19 protein-coding genes are annotated in these 22,830 nt (G+C 33.4%); 13 read left to right on the top strand and 6 right to left on the bottom strand.

The annotated features are described in order from the left end of the window. The first annotated feature begins 66 nt into the window (after positions 1-66). Genes PHV37_09500 through PHV37_09485 form a run of 4 tightly spaced genes read left to right on the top strand, consistent with a single transcriptional unit; the run spans position 67 to position 4,215 of the window. On the top strand, positions 67-2,097 hold the full coding sequence (locus PHV37_09500; protein ID MDD3238314.1) for an N-acetylmuramoyl-L-alanine amidase: 2,031 nt from the start codon (positions 67-69) through the stop codon (positions 2,095-2,097). A 4-nt stretch (positions 2,098-2,101) separates the two neighbouring features. After that, positions 2,102-2,902 (top strand): glutamate racemase, encoded by an 801-nt coding sequence (gene murI, locus PHV37_09495; protein ID MDD3238313.1) that lies wholly within the window; start codon positions 2,102-2,104, stop codon positions 2,900-2,902. 39 nt (positions 2,903-2,941) lie between these two features. Further along, positions 2,942-3,523 carry a hypothetical protein gene (locus PHV37_09490; GenBank protein MDD3238312.1) on the top strand — a complete coding sequence of 194 codons (582 nt, stop codon included), beginning with the start codon at positions 2,942-2,944 and terminating at the stop codon, positions 3,521-3,523. Positions 3,524-3,576: 53 nt separating this feature from the next. After that, a complete protein-coding gene (locus tag PHV37_09485) occupies positions 3,577-4,215 on the top strand; it encodes a DUF452 family protein (GenBank protein MDD3238311.1) in 639 nt (212 codons plus the stop codon). A 2-nt stretch (positions 4,216-4,217) separates the two neighbouring features. Here the strand turns inward: PHV37_09485 and PHV37_09480 are convergent, their stop codons facing one another. Further along, the gene (locus tag PHV37_09480; protein MDD3238310.1) at positions 4,218-5,252 is read right to left on the bottom strand and encodes a chemotaxis protein CheW; all 1,035 of its coding nucleotides are present in this window, start codon (positions 5,250-5,252) and stop codon (positions 4,218-4,220) included. Between the two features lie 96 nt (positions 5,253-5,348). On the opposite strand from PHV37_09480, the gene PHV37_09475 reads away from it, so the two are divergent. Together PHV37_09475 and PHV37_09470 are read left to right on the top strand one after the other, a co-directional pair. Next, entirely contained in the window at positions 5,349-6,386 is a 1,038-nt protein-coding gene (locus PHV37_09475; GenBank protein ID MDD3238309.1) for a methyl-accepting chemotaxis protein, read from the top strand. A gap of 11 nt (positions 6,387-6,397) precedes the next feature. Continuing rightward, entirely contained in the window at positions 6,398-9,541 is a 3,144-nt protein-coding gene (locus tag PHV37_09470) for a hybrid sensor histidine kinase/response regulator (protein MDD3238308.1), read from the top strand. Between the two features lie 26 nt (positions 9,542-9,567). Here PHV37_09470 and rpsU read toward each other — a convergent pair whose 3' ends face one another. The 4 genes from rpsU to PHV37_09450 form a co-directional block, all read right to left on the bottom strand. Beyond that, positions 9,568-9,741: a 30S ribosomal protein S21 gene (rpsU, locus tag PHV37_09465; protein MDD3238307.1), complete on the bottom strand. Its 174-nt coding sequence runs from the start codon at positions 9,739-9,741 to the stop codon at positions 9,568-9,570. A 107-nt stretch (positions 9,742-9,848) separates the two neighbouring features. Continuing rightward, positions 9,849-10,379, bottom strand: coding sequence for a hypothetical protein (locus tag PHV37_09460; GenBank protein MDD3238306.1), 531 nt, complete (start codon positions 10,377-10,379; stop codon positions 9,849-9,851). Between the two features lie 2 nt (positions 10,380-10,381). Next, on the bottom strand, positions 10,382-11,443 hold the full coding sequence (locus PHV37_09455; GenBank protein MDD3238305.1) for a S1 RNA-binding domain-containing protein: 1,062 nt from the start codon (positions 11,441-11,443) through the stop codon (positions 10,382-10,384). A 129-nt stretch (positions 11,444-11,572) separates the two neighbouring features. Further along, positions 11,573-12,469, bottom strand: a complete 897-nt coding sequence (locus PHV37_09450; protein ID MDD3238304.1) for a sigma-70 family RNA polymerase sigma factor — start codon at positions 12,467-12,469, stop codon at positions 11,573-11,575. Between the two features lie 394 nt (positions 12,470-12,863). Between PHV37_09450 and PHV37_09445 the strand changes: the two genes are divergently transcribed. The 5 genes from PHV37_09445 (at position 12,864) to PHV37_09425 (ending at position 18,567) form a co-directional block, all read left to right on the top strand. Further along, positions 12,864-16,715 carry an ATP-dependent helicase gene (locus PHV37_09445; GenBank protein ID MDD3238303.1) on the top strand — a complete coding sequence of 1,284 codons (3,852 nt, stop codon included), beginning with the start codon at positions 12,864-12,866 and terminating at the stop codon, positions 16,713-16,715. Continuing rightward, positions 16,705-17,352: a PD-(D/E)XK nuclease family protein gene (locus PHV37_09440; GenBank protein ID MDD3238302.1), complete on the top strand. Its 648-nt coding sequence runs from the start codon at positions 16,705-16,707 to the stop codon at positions 17,350-17,352. Before PHV37_09445 ends, PHV37_09440 begins: the two co-directional genes overlap by 11 nt. A gap of 47 nt (positions 17,353-17,399) precedes the next feature. Then, the gene (locus PHV37_09435; protein MDD3238301.1) at positions 17,400-17,657 is read left to right on the top strand and encodes a hypothetical protein; all 258 of its coding nucleotides are present in this window, start codon (positions 17,400-17,402) and stop codon (positions 17,655-17,657) included. Between the two features lie 89 nt (positions 17,658-17,746). Beyond that, positions 17,747-18,097, top strand: coding sequence for a BlaI/MecI/CopY family transcriptional regulator (locus PHV37_09430; protein MDD3238300.1), 351 nt, complete (start codon positions 17,747-17,749; stop codon positions 18,095-18,097). Between the two features lie 23 nt (positions 18,098-18,120). Further along, entirely contained in the window at positions 18,121-18,567 is a 447-nt protein-coding gene (locus tag PHV37_09425; protein ID MDD3238299.1) for a hypothetical protein, read from the top strand. A gap of 16 nt (positions 18,568-18,583) precedes the next feature. On the opposite strand, the gene PHV37_09420 is transcribed toward PHV37_09425, so the two are convergent. After that, positions 18,584-19,633, bottom strand: a complete 1,050-nt coding sequence (locus PHV37_09420; protein ID MDD3238298.1) for a DnaJ C-terminal domain-containing protein — start codon at positions 19,631-19,633, stop codon at positions 18,584-18,586. 150 nt (positions 19,634-19,783) lie between these two features. Between PHV37_09420 and PHV37_09415 the strand changes: the two genes are divergently transcribed. Further along, complete coding sequence (locus tag PHV37_09415) at positions 19,784-21,925, top strand: family 10 glycosylhydrolase (GenBank protein MDD3238297.1); 2,142 nt, start codon at positions 19,784-19,786, stop codon at positions 21,923-21,925. A 41-nt stretch (positions 21,926-21,966) separates the two neighbouring features. Then, entirely contained in the window at positions 21,967-22,812 is an 846-nt protein-coding gene (gene dapF / locus PHV37_09410; GenBank protein ID MDD3238296.1) for a diaminopimelate epimerase, read from the top strand. Positions 22,813-22,830: the final 18 nt, after the last annotated feature.

Below are 22,830 nucleotides of genomic sequence, written 5' to 3'. Positions count from 1 at the left end.
CTTTTTTGCAATATTAAAAAAAGAAAAAAAATTGCCCTCTAGCATTTTACGACTATCATTAATAATATGATAAAACGATTAATAATTGCGATATTATCGATTTTTATATTAAATTTCATTTGCGAAATACCACAAAGCAAAGCCCCCGTTCTGGATACACCGCTACAAAACATCTTTGCTCCTTTTGTGCAGCAAGCTTTAGCCCAAAATAATATCAAGTTTAACACGATTAATTTTGACAACTCAGATTCTGTAATATTCCTCGGGACAAGCGGCTTAACAGAAAATAACCCTCTTATTGTAAAAAAAGGTAAGCTCTCAAGCCCAGACAGGGTCTATTATGATATAGAAAATGCAATATTAACAAAACCTTCTGCCAATTATGACTTTACAAACAGCGTTTTGCAAAACCTTAAAATATCACAATTTACAACAGAACCTCCCGTTGTAAGAATAGTCTTGACTCACAACCCATCTGTTGAATATGACCAAATACGCCTGTTTAAGCTAAACGGCAATTTGATAATTAAGTTAAAAAATGAAGCACCTGCTCAACAATACTTAACTCAAGTCTACAGGGAATTGAAAGACAGCCCTTATGACTTTTTCGCAAAATCAGGTGTGACAAAACCATCACAACCTACTCCAACATTAAATCCGCCCTCTAAAAATGCTGATGTGTATAATCAAATTCAAAAAGCATTTAGCGAAAATGAATCTCAAGTAGCTTCTGGCGTCGGACAATACAAAGCTCCTCAACCACAAGCCCCAACAACTCCTCAACCTGAAAATAAACTAAAATCAAGATTCTACATAGAAAAAATGTTACTGCGACAAGGAAATATTCTCTTGAGCGGTACAGGCGTCGTGAACATCGAAAGAATGATGTATCTTTCTGAGCCTTCTCGAGTTGTTTTCGATATGCCTAACACCATCGTTTCTGAAAATGTAAGAGGAAAAGAAATACAAATAAGCCCATCTGAATCCATCAGAATAGGACAATTCACCCCAACTAAAGCAAGAATAGTAATAACAACCCCGTACCCTTTAAAATATAGACCTATTTACTCTTTCGACCTGCAAAGTATTCTGGTATCTCACGACGACAGAATGGCTGGCGTAAAGCTATTTAACTCAACTACAAAAATTACATACATGGACGTCAAAGCTCAAAACTCGTTGACCTCTGATATGGTTATAAACTTTTCAAACCCAATAGTCCACTCAATCAGACGAGAGGGCAATAAAACTGAAATTAACCTATACAATGTAACACAATTCCAAATGGAAGATTTCAACAAAGAAATTAGAAATACCCCTTTTGCAGAAAGCAAAATAGACTACCTCCCATATCAAGGAGTTAAAATAACTATTCCTGTAAAAAAAGAGGCTACTCTTGATTGCTACGAAAATCTCAATGCAACTCAATTAAAATTCTCAGTCAAAAATCCCCCCGAAAAGCCAACTCCTCAACCCCAAATAAAACAACAACCGCAAACAGTCCAAAAGCCAAAACCCGCAACAAAACCTACTGTAAACAAGCCCAATAACTATTCCCCAACAAAAACAATTGTGCTTGACGCCGGTCACGGCGGGTCTGACACCGGTGCTATGAGAGCAGGTATTGCAGAAAAAGACATAACTCTTGCTATCGCAAAAAAAGCCGCTGCAATATTAACGGAAAGAGGTTATCACGTAGAAATGACACGCTGGAATGATACTTATGTTTCTTTACAAGAACGTTCTGATTTTTCCAACAGCAAAAAAGCCTGCATCTTCGTAAGCGTACATATAAATTCTTGCGTAAACCCAGAGCCTAGAGGAATTGAAACCCACTACTACCACGATGATAGTCAAATTCTTGCAAAAATTATGCAAAATCACTTGATTAACAAAATTGACAGCATTAATCGTGGCATTATTAAATCAAGATTTTATGTAATAAATCACACATTCGCTCCATCTGTCCTACTTGAACTTGGATTTATTTCGAACGATAATGAAAGAAACGCACTTCTTACTGAATCACGTAAACAAAAATCTGCAGAAGCAATTGCTGATGGCATTGCTGAATACTTAAGAAACTACAAAAGGTAATGACATGAATAACAACCCTATCGGATTATTTGACTCAGGCGTCGGCGGTTTGACCGTCTTTAGCAAACTTATAAAATTGTTACCAAATGAAAATTATATCTATTTCGGCGATACCAAAAATGTGCCCTATGGAGCAAAATCTCAAGAACAATTGATAAGTCTGGCTAAAATCATCTTTGATTATTTTCAAGAAAAAAATGTCAAAGCTGTTGTTATGGCGTGCAACACAACTTCTGCCCTAACTTATGACTCTTTAAAAAACGATTATGACTTCAAAATTTACCCCGTAATCCAAGTCGCAGCAAAATGTATTGCTGAACAAGGCATAAAACGTATCGGAGTCCTATCAACACAGGCTACTGCTGACTCTCACGCTTACGCAAAAGAAATTATTAAATATGCACCTTCTTTAAAAATATTTGAAAGCGGCTGTCCCGGTTGGGTTCAAATCGTAGAACACAGAACTCAGGATAATCCTCAAAGCATTGCTTTGGTTGAAAAATATGTTAAAAATATGTTAAATAATAACGTTGAAAAAATAATTCTCGGCTGCACTCACTACCCCTACCTGCTTGATACAATATCAAATTTTGCACCAAGAGATATGTTTATTGACCCTGCTGATTTCTTTGTTGAACACATTAAAAATGACATTCAAAATTCAAACATACGTGCAGACAAACAACTGTTTGAACCTAAATTTATAGTTAGTTCCGCTCCGGAAGAATTCCAAAAATCAGCAAGCCTATTCTACAATATTAATAAAACGCCTGAATTATTTATACAAAATTCTGCCGTTCTATAAAATATGATATAATAATACAAGATAGGAGGATGTTCTAATATGAAAAAAATGTTATTAACACTCATTACCTTATTTTCACTATCTTTGACAGCCAACGCTGAGTCTATAAAAGCAGTTGCAGTTGACAACTTTTCAACAATGACACCTATGCCGGGATTTTCCGTCAAATTGCCTGCCGACGCTCTTATAAATAACAAATTATACAAAGAAAACACAATTATTAACACTACCGTAGTTAAGGTTTCCAACGCTAAACGTGGCAAAATCAATGCTTACTTTATAGTCGAACCATCATCTATCCAATATAATGACGAAATTGAAAAAGTATCTGTCCCGACGTTCAAAATGAAAGTAACCCCTTACAAAGAACTTGATAAAGGTGCTTTGGCAATGTCTGCAGGTAAAACAGCCGTTGGGCAAGTCGTAAAAATTCCGGGAATAGGACAAGGCATATCATTTATTCACGGTATTGCTAAAGGCGAAAGCGGTAACCGTTTGCAATCAGGTTTTAACCAAGTATATCAAGATTCTCCTCTTGCATATGCCGAAGAAGGTAAAGAACTGGAAATAAATACCGGCGATCTTTTAAATTTGAAAATAATCGAAAACAAAGAAGAATAATAATACATTACAAGGCTGTTGCATTTGCAACAGCCTTTTTAAGAAAGTATAAGATGAAACAATATTATATAAATAATAATTCAGACGAAATAATTCTCTTTTTTAACGGTTGGGGGTCTGACGAACGTCCATATAAACATCTCCAAAGTAGCAAAGATATCCTCATCGTTTATGACTATATCTCTTTGGCTTTTGATTTTGACTTTTCTAAATACAAAAAAGTTCACCTTTTGACATATTCTTGTGGAGCTTTAATTGCTAATATTATTCAAAAAATATTACCTCCTTTTAAAACAAAAACCGTCATCAACGGGACAGCTAAACCCTATAATCTTGACTATGGTTTATCAAAAGAAGCATATGAAACTTTTTTCAGGCTAACTAAAAAAAACACTATGGATTTTAGAAAAAAATTTTTGTTCACCAATGAAGCCGAACTAAAACTATTCAACAAAAGTCAACCACACAGAGATATTGAAAACTGCTACAATGAACTTATAAAACTCAAAGACTATTGCAAAATCGATGTCCCACAAATAAAATATGACAAAATTATTCTATCCGAATGCGATAAGGTGCTACCTATTGAAAATCAAGAAAAATATTGGGGCAAAAAATACAAACTACTAAAAGACTCTAACCACGTGCCTTTTTACAATTTTAAATCTTTTGATGAAATCATTGATTTTTAAATCTACTCAATACTTACAAATAATTTTTCGTCATTTAAGAATTTCTCTACATTCAAAATATTATATATTTCATTTTCTTCGACAATTTCAGCCATAACATATTTTGAGTTAAATTTACTGCTTGATTTATGAATAAACTTGTCATGATTGATACTCGCAATATTTTTAATCCCGTCAACCAAAAGCCCGAGTTTAAAATCCTTTGAATCTATAATTATTATATTTTTCGATTCACAATGGTGTTTAGAATATACTTTAAAAAACTCTTTCATGTTCAGAACGGTCAAAAAATCACCATGAAGATTTATAATCCCTACAATATAATTCGGGGCAAATGGAAGTTTTGTAATTGATAAATTCTTTAGTGCCACAATTTCTTTGACATATTTCAAATTCAAACAATAAATATTTTTGGCAAGGTTGAAAATCAAAAATTGGTCTTGATTATATATACTAGAAAAAAATGATAATTGGTCTTTCTTTGAAATAAATTTGCTTCTTTCTTGAAGTACAGCAAGAGATTTTTCATCTTTTGGAAAAAACAATTCATAATTATTTTCATTGGGGGTATTTTGATTTTCAGAAACAAGTTCTTCTAACGCATACAAGTCAACTATTGAGATAACATCATTCTCAAGGTTATAAAGCATTTTAATCAAGTGCGATTGAGAGTTATATGGGGGAATATTCATCTCAGAATGCGGAATACTTAATATATTCAAAACTTCATCAACCACTATTGCAAATATAGATTCTTGAGTTTTTAACACAATAATTTGATTAGAAGTTTTAAACTCCTCCAATGATAAATTCAACGCTGAACGCAAGTCTATTACGTTTATCGTCATATTGTTATAATTCAATACACCCATCACCAACGCAGGCAACTTTTGCGGAATTTCAATTTTTGCTAATTTTAAAATTTCTATCGTATGAGAAGTGTGAATTGCGTAACTTTTACTTCCAAGTTTAAAATATACAAAAAGAGAACTCTCTTCCTTTGAATTTACATCTGAAACAGTTAGATTCGTAATCATTTCTTTGACCTATGTTATAATCAATTATACAATAAATTAATGATTATTAAATACGAGATTCAGACTATAATAAAATAAAGTAAAGGAGTCTCTATAATGAAAATAAAAGATTTAAGTCTTGTAAATAAACTAAGAAGAAAAAGCCTCATCGACTGCATTTCAATTTTATTCTTTGCAATAATAACAGCTCTTGCAGTAGCATTTAGAGGCAATTCCGTCTTATTATTACTGTTGATACTGTTTTTTACAACAATTTATATTCTACAATATACCTATTCCAGAAACGACGTCATAAGAGCTTTGAAATCAACTATCGACTCGGGCTTACGTGAATCTGAAGAAACTACCTCTAAAGCACTTGAATTGAATACTAAACAAAAAAATATCGCTGACAGCTACACTGACACAGTGAAAAAAATAGACCAATCTATCCGCAGCGTTAGCCAAATATCTTCTAAAACAAAAGACTTCGCTCAAAATGTCGCCGCTATGGCTCAAGAATCATTATCTTTTTCTTTCAAAGAATCTCAATCGGTAAAAGAAAATATATCTATGATGCTTACCTTAAAACAAAAAATCCAAACCATTGCCGAATTGATTCTTGAATTAAGCGACTATATCCAACAAATCGGAAACACTGTCGGCATTGTCGAAGATATCGCTGAACAAACCAACATGCTCGCTCTAAATGCAGCTGTTGAAGCAGCAAGAGCAGGTGAACACGGCAAAGGCTTTGCCGTTGTCGCTGGTGAAATCAGAAAACTTGCTGATGAATCAAAACAAGCTACTACTAAAATTTCTTCTTTGATTAATGATATAGAACAAGCTACCAACTCAACCGTTATGGCTACTGAAGAAGGTACTAAAGAAATTGAATCAGGCGTTGAATTGGCTCACAATATCAACGGCAACATCGACTCACTTATAAATATTATGAAAGATTTGACTACAGGCATTGAAGAAATCTTGAGCTCAACTATTGACCAATCTATGCTCTCTGAAAATGTTATCGACTCTGTTGATGAACTCCACAAAAAGCTTGAAGAATCTACTCAAACTCTTAATGAAAATACTGAAAATATCAGAATTATTTCGCAATTGTCTTCTCATTTAAAAGATAATATTATTAGTTAGGACCACCTTTTATGAATTTTTTACCTGAAGAATTCGACGAAATCCTTAATATTTTTAGAGATGAAAGTTCTGAAATTCTACAAAAATTTAATAACAGCTTACTTAGACTTGAAGAAAATCCTGACGACGAAACTGCTGTCCTCCCGCTTTTTCAAGAAGCTCACTCTCTTAAAGGTGCCGCAAGAATGATTGGCTTTGACGGCATTCAAACTCTTGCCCACAAAGTCGAAGATACTCTGTCTCTTTTTAAAAATAAAAAACTTGCAGTTACAAAAGAAATCATATCAAGCCTTTATAAAACTTCTGATTTTTTGCAATTTCTAATTGACAAATCCGTATCTCAAAAAGAAGACTTTAAAACTCCTGACCTTAAAGAATATTTAAGGGTCTTGGATAAAATAAATAACCCAAACCCTCAAGAAAACATTTTTGAACTCAATATTCCACAAATCACTCATTCTGAAGAAAAAAACAAGGACGAAGAAACTCCAACCAGCGGTATTGAATATTTTATGACTCAAACAGCTAATATTGGTGCTCAATGCTTGGAATTCCTCTTTGTACTTGAAAAATACGATGAAAAAGAACAAGAAACCCACTTCTCTATTCTTCTCGACAACTGCAAAAGTATTCTATCAATTTTTCAAAAAACTTCATTTGCGGAAATTACCCACAAGCTCGACTCTTTAAAGAAAGCCATCGAATCAATTCAAAGAGATTTGAATACAACACATCAAGCTGATATTGATAACTTGAAATTGACTTTTACTGAAATCGTTAATGCCATCAACTCCGTTTTCGATACCCTTTCTTTACCTAAAATAACAATATCTCAAACCCAACCAATTCAAAATGAAGATGTTTCAGCTGAAATACAAAATGATTCTTCTAAAAACATGCTGCCCCAAAGAAATCAAATTAAAGAAAAATTAAATTACCTTTCCAGTGTTATTACCCAAATCAAACTCGACCCGAGCTATCTTGAAAAATGCCAACAAAATATTTTAGCCATACTCAACTCAGGCTTAAATGAAGAAATCTCACAAATTTACAAAAAAATATTCGACATACTTGAACAAATCAAAAAGAATAACATCAAACCCGATAACGACGTAATATCTATCATCAGTCAAAGTATAAACATTACTAAAAATATTATTTTAAACAACGAAAACGTTGAAACTGATGACCTTAGCCTACTATTTCAAAGACTGTCAATTATTGAACAAATGATTGATATTGCCGATACAAAAGGACTAACACAACTGACAGAAGACGGCGAAATAAAAGCTACTCAACCGGAATTCCAAAAAGTACAAGACTTCTTTAAAACCTTTGAAATCGGTTCCATAAAAACACTTCGGGTTGACACTAAAAAACTCGACACCCTAATCTCTCAAATGGGAGAACTCATCGTAAATGGGATTAAAACTAAAAAGCATCTTTATGAAATTGATTCTTTCACTCAAAAGCTAAATGAATGGAATTTAAATCTCAAAAAAACTGTAAATTATCTTAAATATTTTGATAAAAAAAATCTCTCTGAAGAAGAACTTGCAGAAGCTTTAACTGCATTTAACAAACAAATTTTGATACAATTTCAAAATAATCAATCTGATGTTAGCGATTTGATTAAAGACTTGGGCAATATTTACAAACATATACAAGAAGATGACATTAAGCTGAATCACATAATCGTAGAAATAGAAAATATAGTCAAAAGTATTCGTGTACTCCCATTGGCTACAATATTTCACATGTTCCCCAGAATGATTAGAGATATAGCCATTCATAGCGGTAAAGAAGTTGAATTGTTAATCTCAGGAAGCGAAACTACCGTCGACAAAAAAATACTCGAAGAAATTAAAATGCCACTTATTCACATCCTCAGAAACTCCGTCGACCACGGGATAGAGCCTAAAGAAGAAAGAATTAAAAAAAACAAACCCCCTATCGGAAAAATTCAACTTAGTGCACATTATGAAGAAAATAAAATCATCATAGAAATTGATGACGACGGCTACGGTATAAATATTCAAAAAATCAAGAAAAAAGCACTCGAAAAAGGTCTTTTGACCACTGAAGAAATAAACTCCATGAACAACGAACAGATTATGAACCTAATCTTCATCCCCGGGTTTTCAACAGGCGACAAAATAACCGAAATCTCAGGGAGAGGAATCGGGCTTGACATTGTGCAAACAAAAATTGCACAACTTAACGGGAAAATTAAGGTATATTCTCAATTAAATAAAGGTGCAAAAGTAATAATTGAGCTGCCTATCTCAATGTCTACCATCAAATCTTTTATTGTAGATATTGCAGGACAAAAATTTGCAATCCCTACAAGCTCTATCCATCTGGTTCAATGGCTCGACAAGGACAAAATTTTTATTAAAGACGGATACAAAACTATTATTTTAAATAATCAAACTATCCCTATTATTGATTTAACACAAATGCTTCATCTTAAAAGACATAACACTGAAAAATCAAAAAAAATTACAGTAGTTGTCCTTGAAAATGCCAACACTCAAATCGCATATATTGTGGATAAATTATTAGGAGATCAGGATATTTTGCAAAAAAAATTATCGCCTCCGGTCTTTAAACTGAAATTTATCTCAGGCATCACAACTCTTGCAGAAGGCGACATTTGTCTAATATTTAATGTTCCTGAATTGTTTAAAAATACTGTAAATGAAATTGAAAATATTATCGAAAATAAAATTCCGCATTTACTCGAAGTGAATTCTACTGAATTTTTACCCGAAGAAAAACGAATAATAATAATCGACGATTCGCAAACAACCTTAACTCTTTTGAAAAAAATTCTTTCAAATGAAGGCTATCAAGTTTTTGCCTATACAAATCCGCAAACCGCACTTATAAAAATAAAACAAGACAATTTTGATTTGATTATCAGCGACATTTCTATGCCAAATCTCAATGGGGTTGACCTTATTAAAGAGATTAAAAACGATGAAGAAACCGCTGATACACCTGTCATGATTATATCCACAATTCCACAAATAAAAGTTCAAAAAGAAATTGAAAATTTAAAAATATCTCATTATATTAACAAACAATCTTTCAACAAGAAGATTTTTATAAAAGAAATTTCTGACTTATTACAAAAAAAGATTGCCAATTAGGCAATCTTTTTTATTCAAATATAAAATTAAACACGTCTTTTGCGAGCTGCTTCAGATTTACGTTTTCTTTTGATACTTGGTTTTTCATAACGTTCGCGACGTTTGATTTCAGATAGAATTCCAGCTTTTTGGATTTTTTTCTTAAATCTTTTTAGTGCACTTTCGATACTTTCGTTATCACCTACACGGATTTCTGGCATTTAATATTCACCACCTTCATACGGTTTATGTTCGTCAATATAGGAATAGTATCACGCACATTTTTCAATTTCAAGTAGCAAAAGCGTTTGTAGCTATAATGTTACATCTAAACCATATCAAAGCGTTGATTTATAGCATCTACAAGGTCATAAGAATCCTTAACTAAATCCTCGTAAGTGGCGTCATTAGTAATTATATAGTCCCAATCTTTGATATTATCAAGAGCGGTTTCTGTATTATCGTTTCCTTTAACTATTTTTCCACGCTTAGAACGAGCTTCATAAGAAGATTCAACTCTTATTTTAAAAGCACCATGTTTTTTAAAAAACTCATACTCTCTGGGCATCCTTACATCGGGAACGATTATATTACCATTTTGCTTAATTACATATTTTATCCAATAATCAGGACTTATAGCCCTTCCTTGGTCACCTAAGGCTATTAAATCAGGACGATAAGAAGATTTATTTTTTTCTATTTCTTCAAGGGTAAGCCCTTTTTGATTAGCATACTCAAGCTTAATAGCATCTCCCAGTCCGATTCTATTAAAGCCTCTAAGTTCATTTAGCAAGATTTTAGCAACAGTATCTTTACCGGAAAACTGTTTTCCGGAAAGAGTGATAATCATATTCGCCATTTTTAGCCTTCAGATTTAATACTTAAGCTGATTCTTCTATCATCGGGGTTAAATTTCAAAATAGTTGTTTCAATTTTATCCCCAACTTTTAGCATAACACCTGTTTTATTTTGGTAATCAACAATTTCGTTATTTGGAAGTAGAGCTTCTACCCCGGGGAATACTTCAACAAAAGCACCAAAATGTTTAATTCTGGTAATAACACCTTCGAGTTTATCGCCTTCATTAATTTTGTCTTTTGCTTCAATCCAAGGATCTTGTTCTAAGCTTTTCAAACTCAAACTAACTCTTTGTTTATCGTGGTCGACACCGATAATTTCAACTTTAATTTTATCTGCAATTTTCAAAATGTCAGATGGATGATCGACCCATCTCCAAGAAATTTGAGATAGAGGTAGAAGTCCGTCAATTCCGCCGATATCAATAAAAGCACCGAAATCAGTAATTCTTACAACTTCACCTGGAACAATTTGTCCGACTTCAATTTGAGCAAATGTATCACGTTTAGATTCTTCTTTATCGTCAGCATAGACTTTTCTGTTAGAAAGAATAAAGTTGCCTTGTTGAGCGTCCATGGTAAGGATTTTGAGCTCAATTTTTTCGCCAACAATATTTTCTATTGATTTTGCTCTTAAATGGCTTGAAGGGACGAAGCCTCTAACACCTTTGACTTCCACCAAGATTCCGCCTTTAACGACAGAAACGACAGTACCTTCTACTGTAGCATCATTAGCTTTAAGGTCTTCAAGTTCACGCCAATTATAAGCCATTGCAACTTTTTTATAAGAAAGAGTAAATCTTCCGTCATCGTCTTCTTCTTTAACAATCAAAAATTCATATTGATTATTTCTAACCAAAGTATCTTCAATCGAAACATCAAAATTGACTCTGGCTTCACGAGCAGGCACGATGGCTGCTGTTTTGGCACCTATATCAACTATGACCCCTTCCGAATCATAAGAGCAAACTATCCCTTTAACTAAATCGCCTTTTTGAAAGCTATAATCGTACTTAGATAAAAGCTCTTCAAATTCTACATCGGTAAATTTTTCTTGAGTTGTCATTTGATGTTCTCCAAAATATACATTAGACCGAGTACATTATAGCAATTTTTCACGATTTTGTTAATACTTTTAAATAAATCTTCACAGATATTAACATGGTGCCCCTCCGAAAGAGGCACCACGAAAGCCTTACCCTGCAACATAAGCGGAAAACAAAGATGCACCAAAACTGCTTAATTTCAATTTTTTCAAGGCTCTTGACTCTGTTTGTCTGATACATTCTTTAGTTACGCCATATATTTTCCCTATTTCTTCCAAGGTTTGTTTTTCTTCATCACCCAAACCAAATCTTAAGCGAATCACACATTGCTCTCTGTCTTTTAGAGTTGAAATTAGTTGAAAAACATCATTTTTAAGTGCTACGTATTCTGCAGGAGCATCTGCTGAAGCTTTTTTGTCTTCTATAACTTCGGATAAATTCATATCAGAATTTCCGTTTGTATCTGTATCTGCGTCTAAAGACAAAGTCTTGGAATAAGCATTTAAAAAGTTGTCTATTTTGTCAGGTTCCATATTCATTTTTTTTGCGACTTCTTCGTTTTTCACACATTGATTTTGTTCTTGTTCCATTTGGGCTTTAATTTTTGAAAATTTTGACAAGGTTTCTTGGATATAAACAGGAATTTTCATGCTATGAGATTGTTCTGAAATAGCCTTAAAAATAGCTTGTTTAATCCACCAAGAAGCATAGGTAGAAAAGCGGTAGCCCAGTTTCCAATTAAATTTTTCAACAGCAACCATCAAACCGAGATTGCCTTCTTGAACCAAGTCTATCATCGGCAATTTGCTGACATGCACAATTTTTTTTGCAATATTAACAACAAGCTTCAAATTCGCTTTGATAAGCTCTTGTTTAGCTGACATAGAGCCGTTTTTTGCACTTTCGGCATATTGTTGTTCCTCAAAGGCATCAAGAGAGCGGTAACGTGAGATTTCTCGAACATACACACTAAATGTAGAATCATTAACAATCGGCAAGTTAGCAGGTTTAGACGGATTTGTTCCGCAATTAAAATTGTTTCCCATTTAAAAAGCTCCTATACTTTATACTTTCACACTAAAAATTGACATAACGATTCGACCCGACAAAGACATTCTATGGCACAAAAAATTCTGCCCACAGACAAGTTACAGAGGGTCACGATACAAATAAAATTCTTACTTAAGCACAGGCATACAACGCTAAAACATTATCGTTTCTACGTTTACGACCTTCACAACAAATACACTTTTTGTATATACTCAATATATCACTTTGTATATACTTTATCAAGCCATGTGTGAAGTTATGTTAAATAAACATTCTGATTTGAATTCGTTTCTTAATATTTGTTAATAATCAACAATCCTAAACAAACCCTCTCGCATAATATTCTTGCCGATAGTCTGATTTTGAGGTACCCTCTACTAAGAGGCTTCTATGCTTATTGAAGGGAATTTAAAATCAAATAAAACAGATTTGCTCATCGAAAAATATGTCGAGCTAATTAACCAAGGAGTCCGTGCTGACTCCATCTTAGTCCTTTGCTTAAATCCGTTCAAAAAACAAGCATTTATAAATTCTGTCAAAGAAAAAATTTTTAAAACCATATTGCCAAACCCTAAAATTTATACTTTTTACGGACTATCTTACAATGCCTTTTCTGACAACTGGGTTGAAATAGAAAACCTCATAAACCTCGGGAAAACCACTATACAGCCAAATCTTTGCAGCTTAGAAGTTTCACAATATATTTTTAAACAAAGCATTAAAACAGCAGGCTTCCAAGATTACATGTCAAAGATTAATCTGCTTCACCAACTTTTCAAGAGATATTCACTCATTGTTCAGAACGCCCTTTCTAAAGAACAAGTAGAAGCTCGAAGCGGATTGCTGAACGAATCGTTTTTTGAAGATTCTTATAAAGCAATTGAAAATTACAAAAAGACAACTCTTGAAAAAAGAAGCTTTGATTACTTGCGGCAGTTAAGTATTTTTGAATATATTTACACTCACACAGATTATTTCAAGGATATAAAACACCTTATTGTCGATGATGCAGACGAAATAACCTACATCAACTGGCAATTCTTAAAACATCTAAAACCGCAACTTGAAAGTGCGACTATCGCCTATGATAAAAATGGTGCCTCAAGATGTGGCTATTTGAGTGCTTACAAGACGGGTGTTTATGAATTTGAAACTGTTTTCGAAGAAAAAGCAAAACACTTGAAAACAGAAGATATCATCTCACAAGAAGCAGATTTGGTCTTTGACGCCATAAAAAAAGGAGAGCAACACTCATCTGACATTATAAAAATTAAAAGCTATACCAAGAGGCTCGACCTTTTCGATTCTTTGAAAAAAATGATTGCGGGTCTTTTTGAAAAAGAAGCAAAACCTTCTGAAATAAGCATTGTAACACCTAACATTGATGAGGTTTTGAAATTTTCTATCGCAGAAATAGCTAACGAGCTGGATATTGAATTCCAATTTTTGAGTGGAAACGAAAAACTTTTTGAAAATTCCGGCATAAAAAATGCCCTCGCACTCTTGAAACTCACAAATCCTGATTGGAATTTAAAAATAGAACCAATTGAAATAAGGGTTTTATTTACAGATATCTTAAAAATACCGTTGAAATATTGTTATAAAATTTTCCACGACTTTAAAGAAAACAATCAACTGATATATTTTGAGTTTGAAAACTCTAATTTTACACAAAAATATCAAGATTTTTTAAACATATCAAACGAATTGAAACAGACAAAAAACTCATTATCTGAAAAGCTTTTAAATATATATGAAAAAATCCTATCAGAAAAGCTCTCGCCTGACGATACGAACAAATTTTCTTTCCTTTTAAAAGAAGTTGAAAGCTTTGAAAAAGCCTTCGGAACTGAAAATGCAAAAGCACAAAAAAACTTTGCAATCCAACTTGAGAACAGCATAATAAGCGAAAATCCGGCTGTTGGAGATGATATAAAAGAAAACTGCATATTAGTAGGAAGCCCGCAAAAAATCATTGACTCTGAAATAAAAACAAAATATCAGTTTTGGCTTGATATTTCATCACCAAACTGGCAAAAACAAGACATAGGAACCCTTTACAACGCTTGGGTTTTCAATGCGGATTGGGACAAAAAAGAATTTAATTACGAAGATAATTTGACTCTTTCTCGAGAAAAAACAGCACGCACACTAAGAAAACTTATGCTTTGCTCAGAAAAAAACATATATGCATTTGCGAGCCTGTACGATAACTTGGGAAATGAAAATTTCGGAGGGATTTTAGACTTTTTCAAAGAAAATAATATAAAAAAACAGCAACCGCAACGGGCTTTTACGCCCCGAAGCGACCAAGCTCCCGTACTTGACTACAAAAAAGGTCAAATGGGGATTATGGCGGTTCCCGGAGCCGGCAAAACGACTATTTTATTAGCCTTGATTCTTAAACTTATGAATATGGGAACAAAAGCTGAAAATATTTTTGTTTTGACATATATGGACGCTGCTGCAAAAAACTTCAAAGAAAGGATTAAAGCCGCAAACCCTGACAGCCACGAGCTACCTAACATAAGCACAATCCATGGTTTAGCACTCAGAATAATTAAAGAAAATTCTAACTATGCAAAAGTTAATTTGAATGAAAATTTTGAAATATGCGATGATATACAAAAACAAAAAATCATAACAAATGCTATCTTCAATCTTAAACTTGACGCTGAAAATGCCGAAAAATATCAAAGTGCTATATCTGCGATTAAATTGTCATCTGATAATTTCAACTTAGAATCAGAATACAAAGAAATTAAAAATTTCGTAAAATTCTTCAATGAATACAACAAACTTTTAAGAGAAAATAATTTGATAGACTACGATGACATGCTTGATTTAGCAGTAAAAATCTTAGAAAAAAATCAAGATATTTTGGATTATTACCAAAATTTGTGCGAATTTATAATTGAAGATGAGGCTCAAGATTCATCATCATTGCAACAAAAATTGCTAAAAATGCTCAGTGCAAAGCATAAAAACCTCATTAGGTGTGGCGATGTAAACCAAGCCATAACTGCGACTTTTACTAATTCTGACTTGAAAAATTTCAAAGATTTTTTGCACAATTCAAACTGCGTAGAAATGGACTCCTCTCAAAGATGCTCTGAGCCTGTATATAGTCTTGCAAATAAAATCCTAAAAACATATTCAAAAACCTTACCGAATGCATTTTATGATATAGAAATGAAATCAACAAATAAAAATCCAAGCCCAGAGAATGGAATTGTCGCCAATATTTTTGCCAATGAAAAAGAAGAACATAACTATATTATAAAAACTATAAAAAATATTTTTTCGATAAACCCAAACGCCTCAATAGCACTTTTACTAAGAAACAACTACCAAGTAAACAACTACAATAAAATCCTCCAAGAAACAGGGTTTCATACCATAACGAGAAATGACTCATTGGGTGAAAAAAATATATTTAAAATAATTTTTTCAATTATTAATATTGCATTTGAACCTTGGAATAACAAGCATATTATAGAGTTTTCAACTGCATTAAATAAAATACAAAAAATTGAACTTACAGCCTCTCAACAAACCTATTTAAAAGACTTAAAAAGACCTTTTATAACGACTGATTTGGCAGAAATCAAAGCTAACGGATTAATTCAACTTTACACAGATACTGTTTATTGGATAGAAAACTCATATCTGGATTTTGACACATTAGCAGTAAAAGCAGGGCTGTATTATTTTTCAACCCCGATAGAAAAATCAAATGTATATCTTGTCGCAATGATTATAAAACGGCTTTCCGCAGAATATAAAAAACCCGAAACTATCATAGAAAAGTTGATTGCCATTGCAAAACGTCCCAATTTACCGAATTATAAATTTTTCAACTCGGAAAATGAAAACAACGAAATCCAACAAGGCTCCGTCCAAATAATGACCATGCACAAATCAAAAGGCGATGAGTTTGATTATGTATTTATTCCGGAACTTATTGAAGAAAACTACGCAACGAATATCAACAATCTAAACATTAAATCAAATTCGCATTTTATCGAAACAATAAAAAAACTAAACCCAAATTATAAACAAAAAAATATAGACGAACTCAAGCAAGAGCAAGTTGAAGAAACTTTACGTCTACTATATGTAGGAATTACAAGAGCAAAAAAAGACCTCTATCTTTCTTGTGCTAAGGCATATATTAAACGTAAGAAACCGACAATTTCTACCTTGTTCAAAATAATTTCGGAGGACAACTATGTTGAATAATTTTTCTGCAAATATGCTGAAAACATTTAAAAAATGCCCTAAAAAATTTGAACTTATATATGAAAACAATATAAAAATCCCCTCAAAATCTCAAGCTGCAGAACAAGGTAAAAATATCCACTCCTTAATCAACTATTACCTCCAAAACAAAGACATATCTAAGTTTGTTGAGATATTAACCTCAACAGAAAAAGAATTATGGGAAAATTTCTTAACTCAAAAAATACAGCCAAACGATACTTTACATACAGAATATCCTTTCAATGTAAAGCTTGGTAATTTTTGGCTTACAGGCAGAATTGACGCCATAATAAAAAAAGATAATGAATACATAATATACGACTGGAAAACAGGTTCCATCCCAGAAAACGCAAAATCCGACTTGCAAACTGCAATTTATCTCTATGCTATAAATGAAATTCTAAAAGACCTAAACCCTTATAATCATTGTATTTTGAGCTTCATCTACGTAAATCTGAAAAACAAAACAACTGAAGTCATACAAACGGATGATTTTTTAATTGATGGATATAAATCAAAAATTACGGGAATAGTAGAAAGTGTAAGAGATAAAAAACATAGAAAAAAATCAACAACTTCAACATGCAAAAATTGTGATCTGAAAAATTTATGCTAATTTGGTAATATCATATATAACTAAAAACTAAGCACGGTAAACCTCGTATGAAAAATTTCGGAAAATATTTCTGCATATCTTTGTTGGCGATAACACTGGTTATCTCTACAACTGGTTGCAATAGTAAACAAAGTAAAGGATTTCAAAAAATAAGCTCCTCTTTCGGCGACAAGATGGATCACAAATCTATCTCGTCTAATGAAGTCAAAAGAGGTAAAAATATAATTTACATGGGAAATACTTCAAACGACAAAGATATTACATTACAAGATATTAGTTTTGACTTTGAAGATTTAAAAAGATAAATTTCTTAAGCTTTGCTTTTTTACTATTGAATTTTTTTGTTTTTGTATTACTATAATTGTAGTGAATTGCAAATAAGGAATGTTTTATAATGAATTATACTCATGGCTCATTGGAAAATGAGATTTTAAGTGCAGTATGGACGATGGAAGAAAGCACAGAAACAGCTAACACAATATCAGTTAGCGAGGTACTTGAAGATATCAATAAAAGCGGAAATGTCAGAGCTTATACAACTGTAAAAACAGTAATGGATAGGCTTGTCGAAAAAGATATGCTTGCAAGATACAAAAGAGGCAAAAAATTCTACTACAAATCTACTTCCTCAAGAGACGACATGGCTAAATCAGCTATCAAAAGGCTTGCCGGACAATATTTCAACAACGATATCCGTTCTCTTATGAAAGCACTTGAAAAAGAATGTTCAAGTTTAGCAAAATAAATATTCTAAATTATTTTAAGAAAATGGGCGACGAACTTTCAAGCTTCAAACTCGTAAAAAAGAGAAAGAAGCTTATGTCTGCTGAAGAAAAAGCTACATTCAAAACTCAAAATATATCAGATGCAAGAATGCACGTAAGCAGGCTTATTTTCGCCGCTCTTACAGCTAAAATACCTGTACGTGAAGCATTGCTAAATTTTCCTCAAGACATGCACGACAGCTCCGTTGAAACAGCTTGGCATGCCCTTTGTCATAGAGAGGCAGATGACGATTTAAGACGCCGTGATTTTTCTTACGCTCAAGAACAAGACGAATATTTAGAAATGATAGCATTCACCCTGCAAAAAGGTGAAGAACTTCCACAAAATATAATTCAGGAGTATAAGGGCTATCACCAATCAGCTCTAATACCCCATTCTAAAAAGCTAAAAGGCATTTGGGACAAGCTTTGTACCTTTTTGAATATTTAATTTTTTTAAAATATTTCTATTTTTTTTCAAGCTCACTCAACTTTTTATACAACTCAATTTGAGCCTCTGAAAGGTCTGAGGGTATATTTATTGAAATTTTTACATTTAGATTGCCAAAACCACCTGATTTTTTCGGCAGACCTAAGTCTTTTAATCGTAATGTTTTTCCTGATTGAGTTTTAGCAGGGATTTTAATACCGACTGTTCCATGGAGAGTTGAAATATCTTTTTTGCAGCCCAATACGGCATCAGATGGTGTTATTTCAACCACTTTAGTCAAGTCTTCGCCATTAATTGTATAATCTTTATCTTTGAATTTTATAACGAAATACAAGTCACCTTTTTGACCGTAATCATCAGATTTGCCCTCTTTTGAAAGTCTGATTTTTTGACCTTCTTTTATACCTTTAGGAATTTTTACGCTTAAATTTTTAGAATTTGTAACAAATCCCGTTCCGCCGCAACTATGGCAAATTGAGCCTACACCGTTACATTTCATACATTTTTCCATGGTATTTAATTTTACACTTATGGGCTTATCTTGCATAAGGTCTTTGGCTGAAACATTTAATTCTTGAGTAACATCAAGATTTGTATTTTTAGGATGAGTTTTTTGCCTTGCTTGTCCTCGAGAAGCAAAACCGCCTAAATCTTCATAAGAAAAACCGCCCTGTCTTTGTCTTTGAGCACGTTGACCACCCATCAAATCACCAAACAAAGAGCTGAAAAAGTCAGAGAAATCTCCGCCACCTTCAAACCCGTGTGTATAAGTTTGACCACCGCCAAAACCTCCTTGATTAAAGTTAAATCCATCGAACCCCGGCGGTGGCGTAAAATCAGAACCTTGATTCCAATTTGCACCAAGACTATCGTATCTTGAGCGTTTCTCTTTGTCAGAAAGCACCTCATAAGATTCGTTGATATCTTTAAATTTATCAACAGCGTCAGCGGATTTATTTACGTCAGGATGATATTTTCGAGCTAATTTCCTATATGCAGATTTAATTTGGGCGTCGGTTGAACTTCTGTCAACCCCTAATATTTCATAATAATCTTTATATTTCATAAAAATCGACTCCTGTCATAAATTAAATATATTTCCATAATAATATAAAAATTCAAAAAACTTTTAATATTAACTTTTTCTTAATGATGACGCCGAAAAATAGGTTATTTTAATGATTAAATTCATAACGCATTATTGTACTATCAAAATATGAAAAATCTTGTAAAATCTATAATATTAGGAGCTTTATGCCTCCTTCCACTATCAGTTGCAGCTCAAGAGGGCGTGTTAAAGTCTTACACCGCACCATATCGACCTGTGCAGAGCAAAACAACAACCATTATCAGAAAAAGTGCCGTTAAACAATCAGCTAATAAAAAATTAACGGTACAAGCTAACAAAAAAGCAGCTCCGAATATTAAAAAGGTCGCAACGACTCCGGCTGTTTCAACTAACAAACAATCAATAAACATTGTAAATACAAAACCCGTTTCAAACACACAAAACATCACCAATCAAATGGGGATAGAAGATAATACCGTCAAGCCGATATTTCCTATTGTTGCAACTCAACCGCCTGTAGAATTTGTATATAAAGAAGCCGCACGTAACATCAGTGCTATTGACCCTTCTGTTGCAACAGGTGCAAACAGCTATTTCCCGGGACTTAGAGGTGCAAACCAACTTGTAATTTACACCCCTCAATACGGCATTAAAACCGGAACCAATGAGTTCGGAACAGAAGCAATTGTTTACCAAAACACGGTAATTCAACTAAACGGTGCTGACTCTTTAATTCCGACAACAGGCTTTGTTATCAGCGGTCACGGCAGTGCTAAAAATTGGATTAATGAAAATATTTCTATCGGCTCAAAAATCTATATTGATACACAAAATAAAAAAATAAAATCTTACCTAACCCAAGACAGCCTTATTTTTGCAGCAAAAGAAAAAATTAAAGAAGCAAACTCTTTAATGCAATATTACTCCGATATGGACATTTTGTATAACGACAAAAAAGCTACCATGTATATCAATAAATCAAAAGATTTATTGAGAAAAGCTGAAACAGACAATCAAAATGCTCAAATTCTCATAAGTGACGCTATGGAAGCAGCTAATATGGCAATTAAAAATGCAATCCCATACAAGGCTGACGAACTCAAAGGCGTCTGGATAAGACCAATAGAAAAAAGTCCTGATGAAATTGTCAAAACAGTACAAAACTTAGATGCAGCAGGAATTAACAACATATTCCTTGAAACATACTTCCACGGCAAAACTATTTTCCCTAGCAAGGTTTTAAATGATTACAACGTAACAAATCAAAGAGAAGAATTTGTCGGCTTTGACCCCTTGAGAGTATGGATTGACGAATGCCACAAACGAGGAATTAAAGTAAATATCTGGTTTGAAACATTTTACGTCGGCAACCAAAATCCTGTCGGCAACACAAAACACGTTTTAAATGTCCATCCAGACTGGGCAAATACCACAAAAGCCGGATATGCTTCAAATTCTCCAGTTGCTTCTCTATCAGAACACAACGGATACTTTATAGACCCTGCAAATCCTGCCGTTCAGGATTACTTGCTGGATTTGCTTAAAGAAATCATAACCAAATATCGACCAGACGGAATAAATCTTGATTATATACGTTACCCCCAATCTATTGCTGCGAAATTCCCGAGCTATGACATGTCAAATTGGGGCTATACACAATACGCAAGAGATGAATTCAAAAACCTATATAACGTTGACCCTGTCACCATTAAATACGGTACAGAATCTTGGGATTTATGGGCAAGATATCGTCAGGATAAAATAACAGATTTCGTAAAAGAAGTAAGAAAAATAACTAAACCTAAAAATATATTACTAACTACTGTGGTTTTCCCTGACAGACAAAAGGCTCTTGAAACCAAAATGCAAGATTGGAAAAGTTGGTCTACACTCAATATTATAGACGGTTATACGCCACTTTTGCTGACAAGCGACACCAACACAGCCTCCAATATGCTCAGCGATATAAAAATGAACTCTCAGCCTTGCACAAAAGTCTACGCAGGTCTATTTGTAACCTTTATGGGTGGCTCTATTGATGACCTTTTGATGCAAATACAAGAATCAAGAAAACTAAAAGCAAACGGCGTTATTATGTTTGATTATGCTCATTTAGATAACAAATATGTAGAAGCACTACAAGCTCGTGTATTCAAACCTGAAGACACCCAAACCGTAAAAACACAAACTCAACAATGCTCTAAAAAAAGTACAACCGTAAAAACTAAGAAAAAGAAAAAATTCAGAAAAAAATGCGAAAATGAAGCCGATATTGCAGTCATGGCATAAAGTGATACAATAACAGTACAAATGAGCAAACGGGTATTATTATGACAAAAATAAAATTTACTAAAATGCAAGGACTAGGCAACGACTTTGTAGTTTTAGATTTTGAAGAATATAAAAAAACTCAAATTTCAAAAGAAGATTTAGCAAAAAAATTGTGCGACAGGCACTTCGGTATCGGAGCTGACGGATTAATAATAATAAACCCAAAGACCCAAAACACAGACATCGGCTGGTTCTTTTATAACTCAGACGGCACCATAGCCCAAATGTGTGGCAACGGTATGCGGTGTTTTGCCAGATACGTTTTCGATCACAAACTGGTCGACAAAAAAGAATTTAGCGTAGACACAAAAGCAGGTGTAATTATACCCAAAATTGTCGACAAAGAACACGTTCGCGTAAATATGAACAAACCGGTTCTTGAAACAAAAAAAATCCCTGTAGACGTAAACAATAATTTAAATTTTGAAGTAAAAACATCAAATAGAACATTCACCGCAAACGCAGTGAGCATGGGGAACCCGCATTGTATCATCGTAACTGATGATAATACAAAAGATTTGGTGCTGAAGTATGGTGGCGAAATTGAAACAAATATCTTATTCCCCGAAAAAACAAATGTAGAATTTATTAAAATATTGAATAAAAATGAAATAAATTTAGACGTTTGGGAAAGAGGCTGTGCTATCACATTAGCTTGCGGAACAGGGGCATGTGCTTCGACTGTCGCAGCTATCCTCAATGGACTTGTCGACAAAAAAGTTAAAGTTAATCTTCCGGGAGGCTCTTTGACAATAGAGTGGGACGGCTCAAAAAACGACATAAATCATAACGTATATATGACAGGAAGAGCTGATTATTCATTTGTAGGCGAGATTGATGTCTAAAAACATTAGGCAATTGAT

Source organism: Candidatus Gastranaerophilales bacterium (assembly GCA_028693235.1).
GTDB lineage: Bacteria > Cyanobacteriota > Vampirovibrionia > Gastranaerophilales > Gastranaerophilaceae > JAQUVW01.
This window is presented reverse-complemented; position numbering and strand designations above follow the sequence as displayed.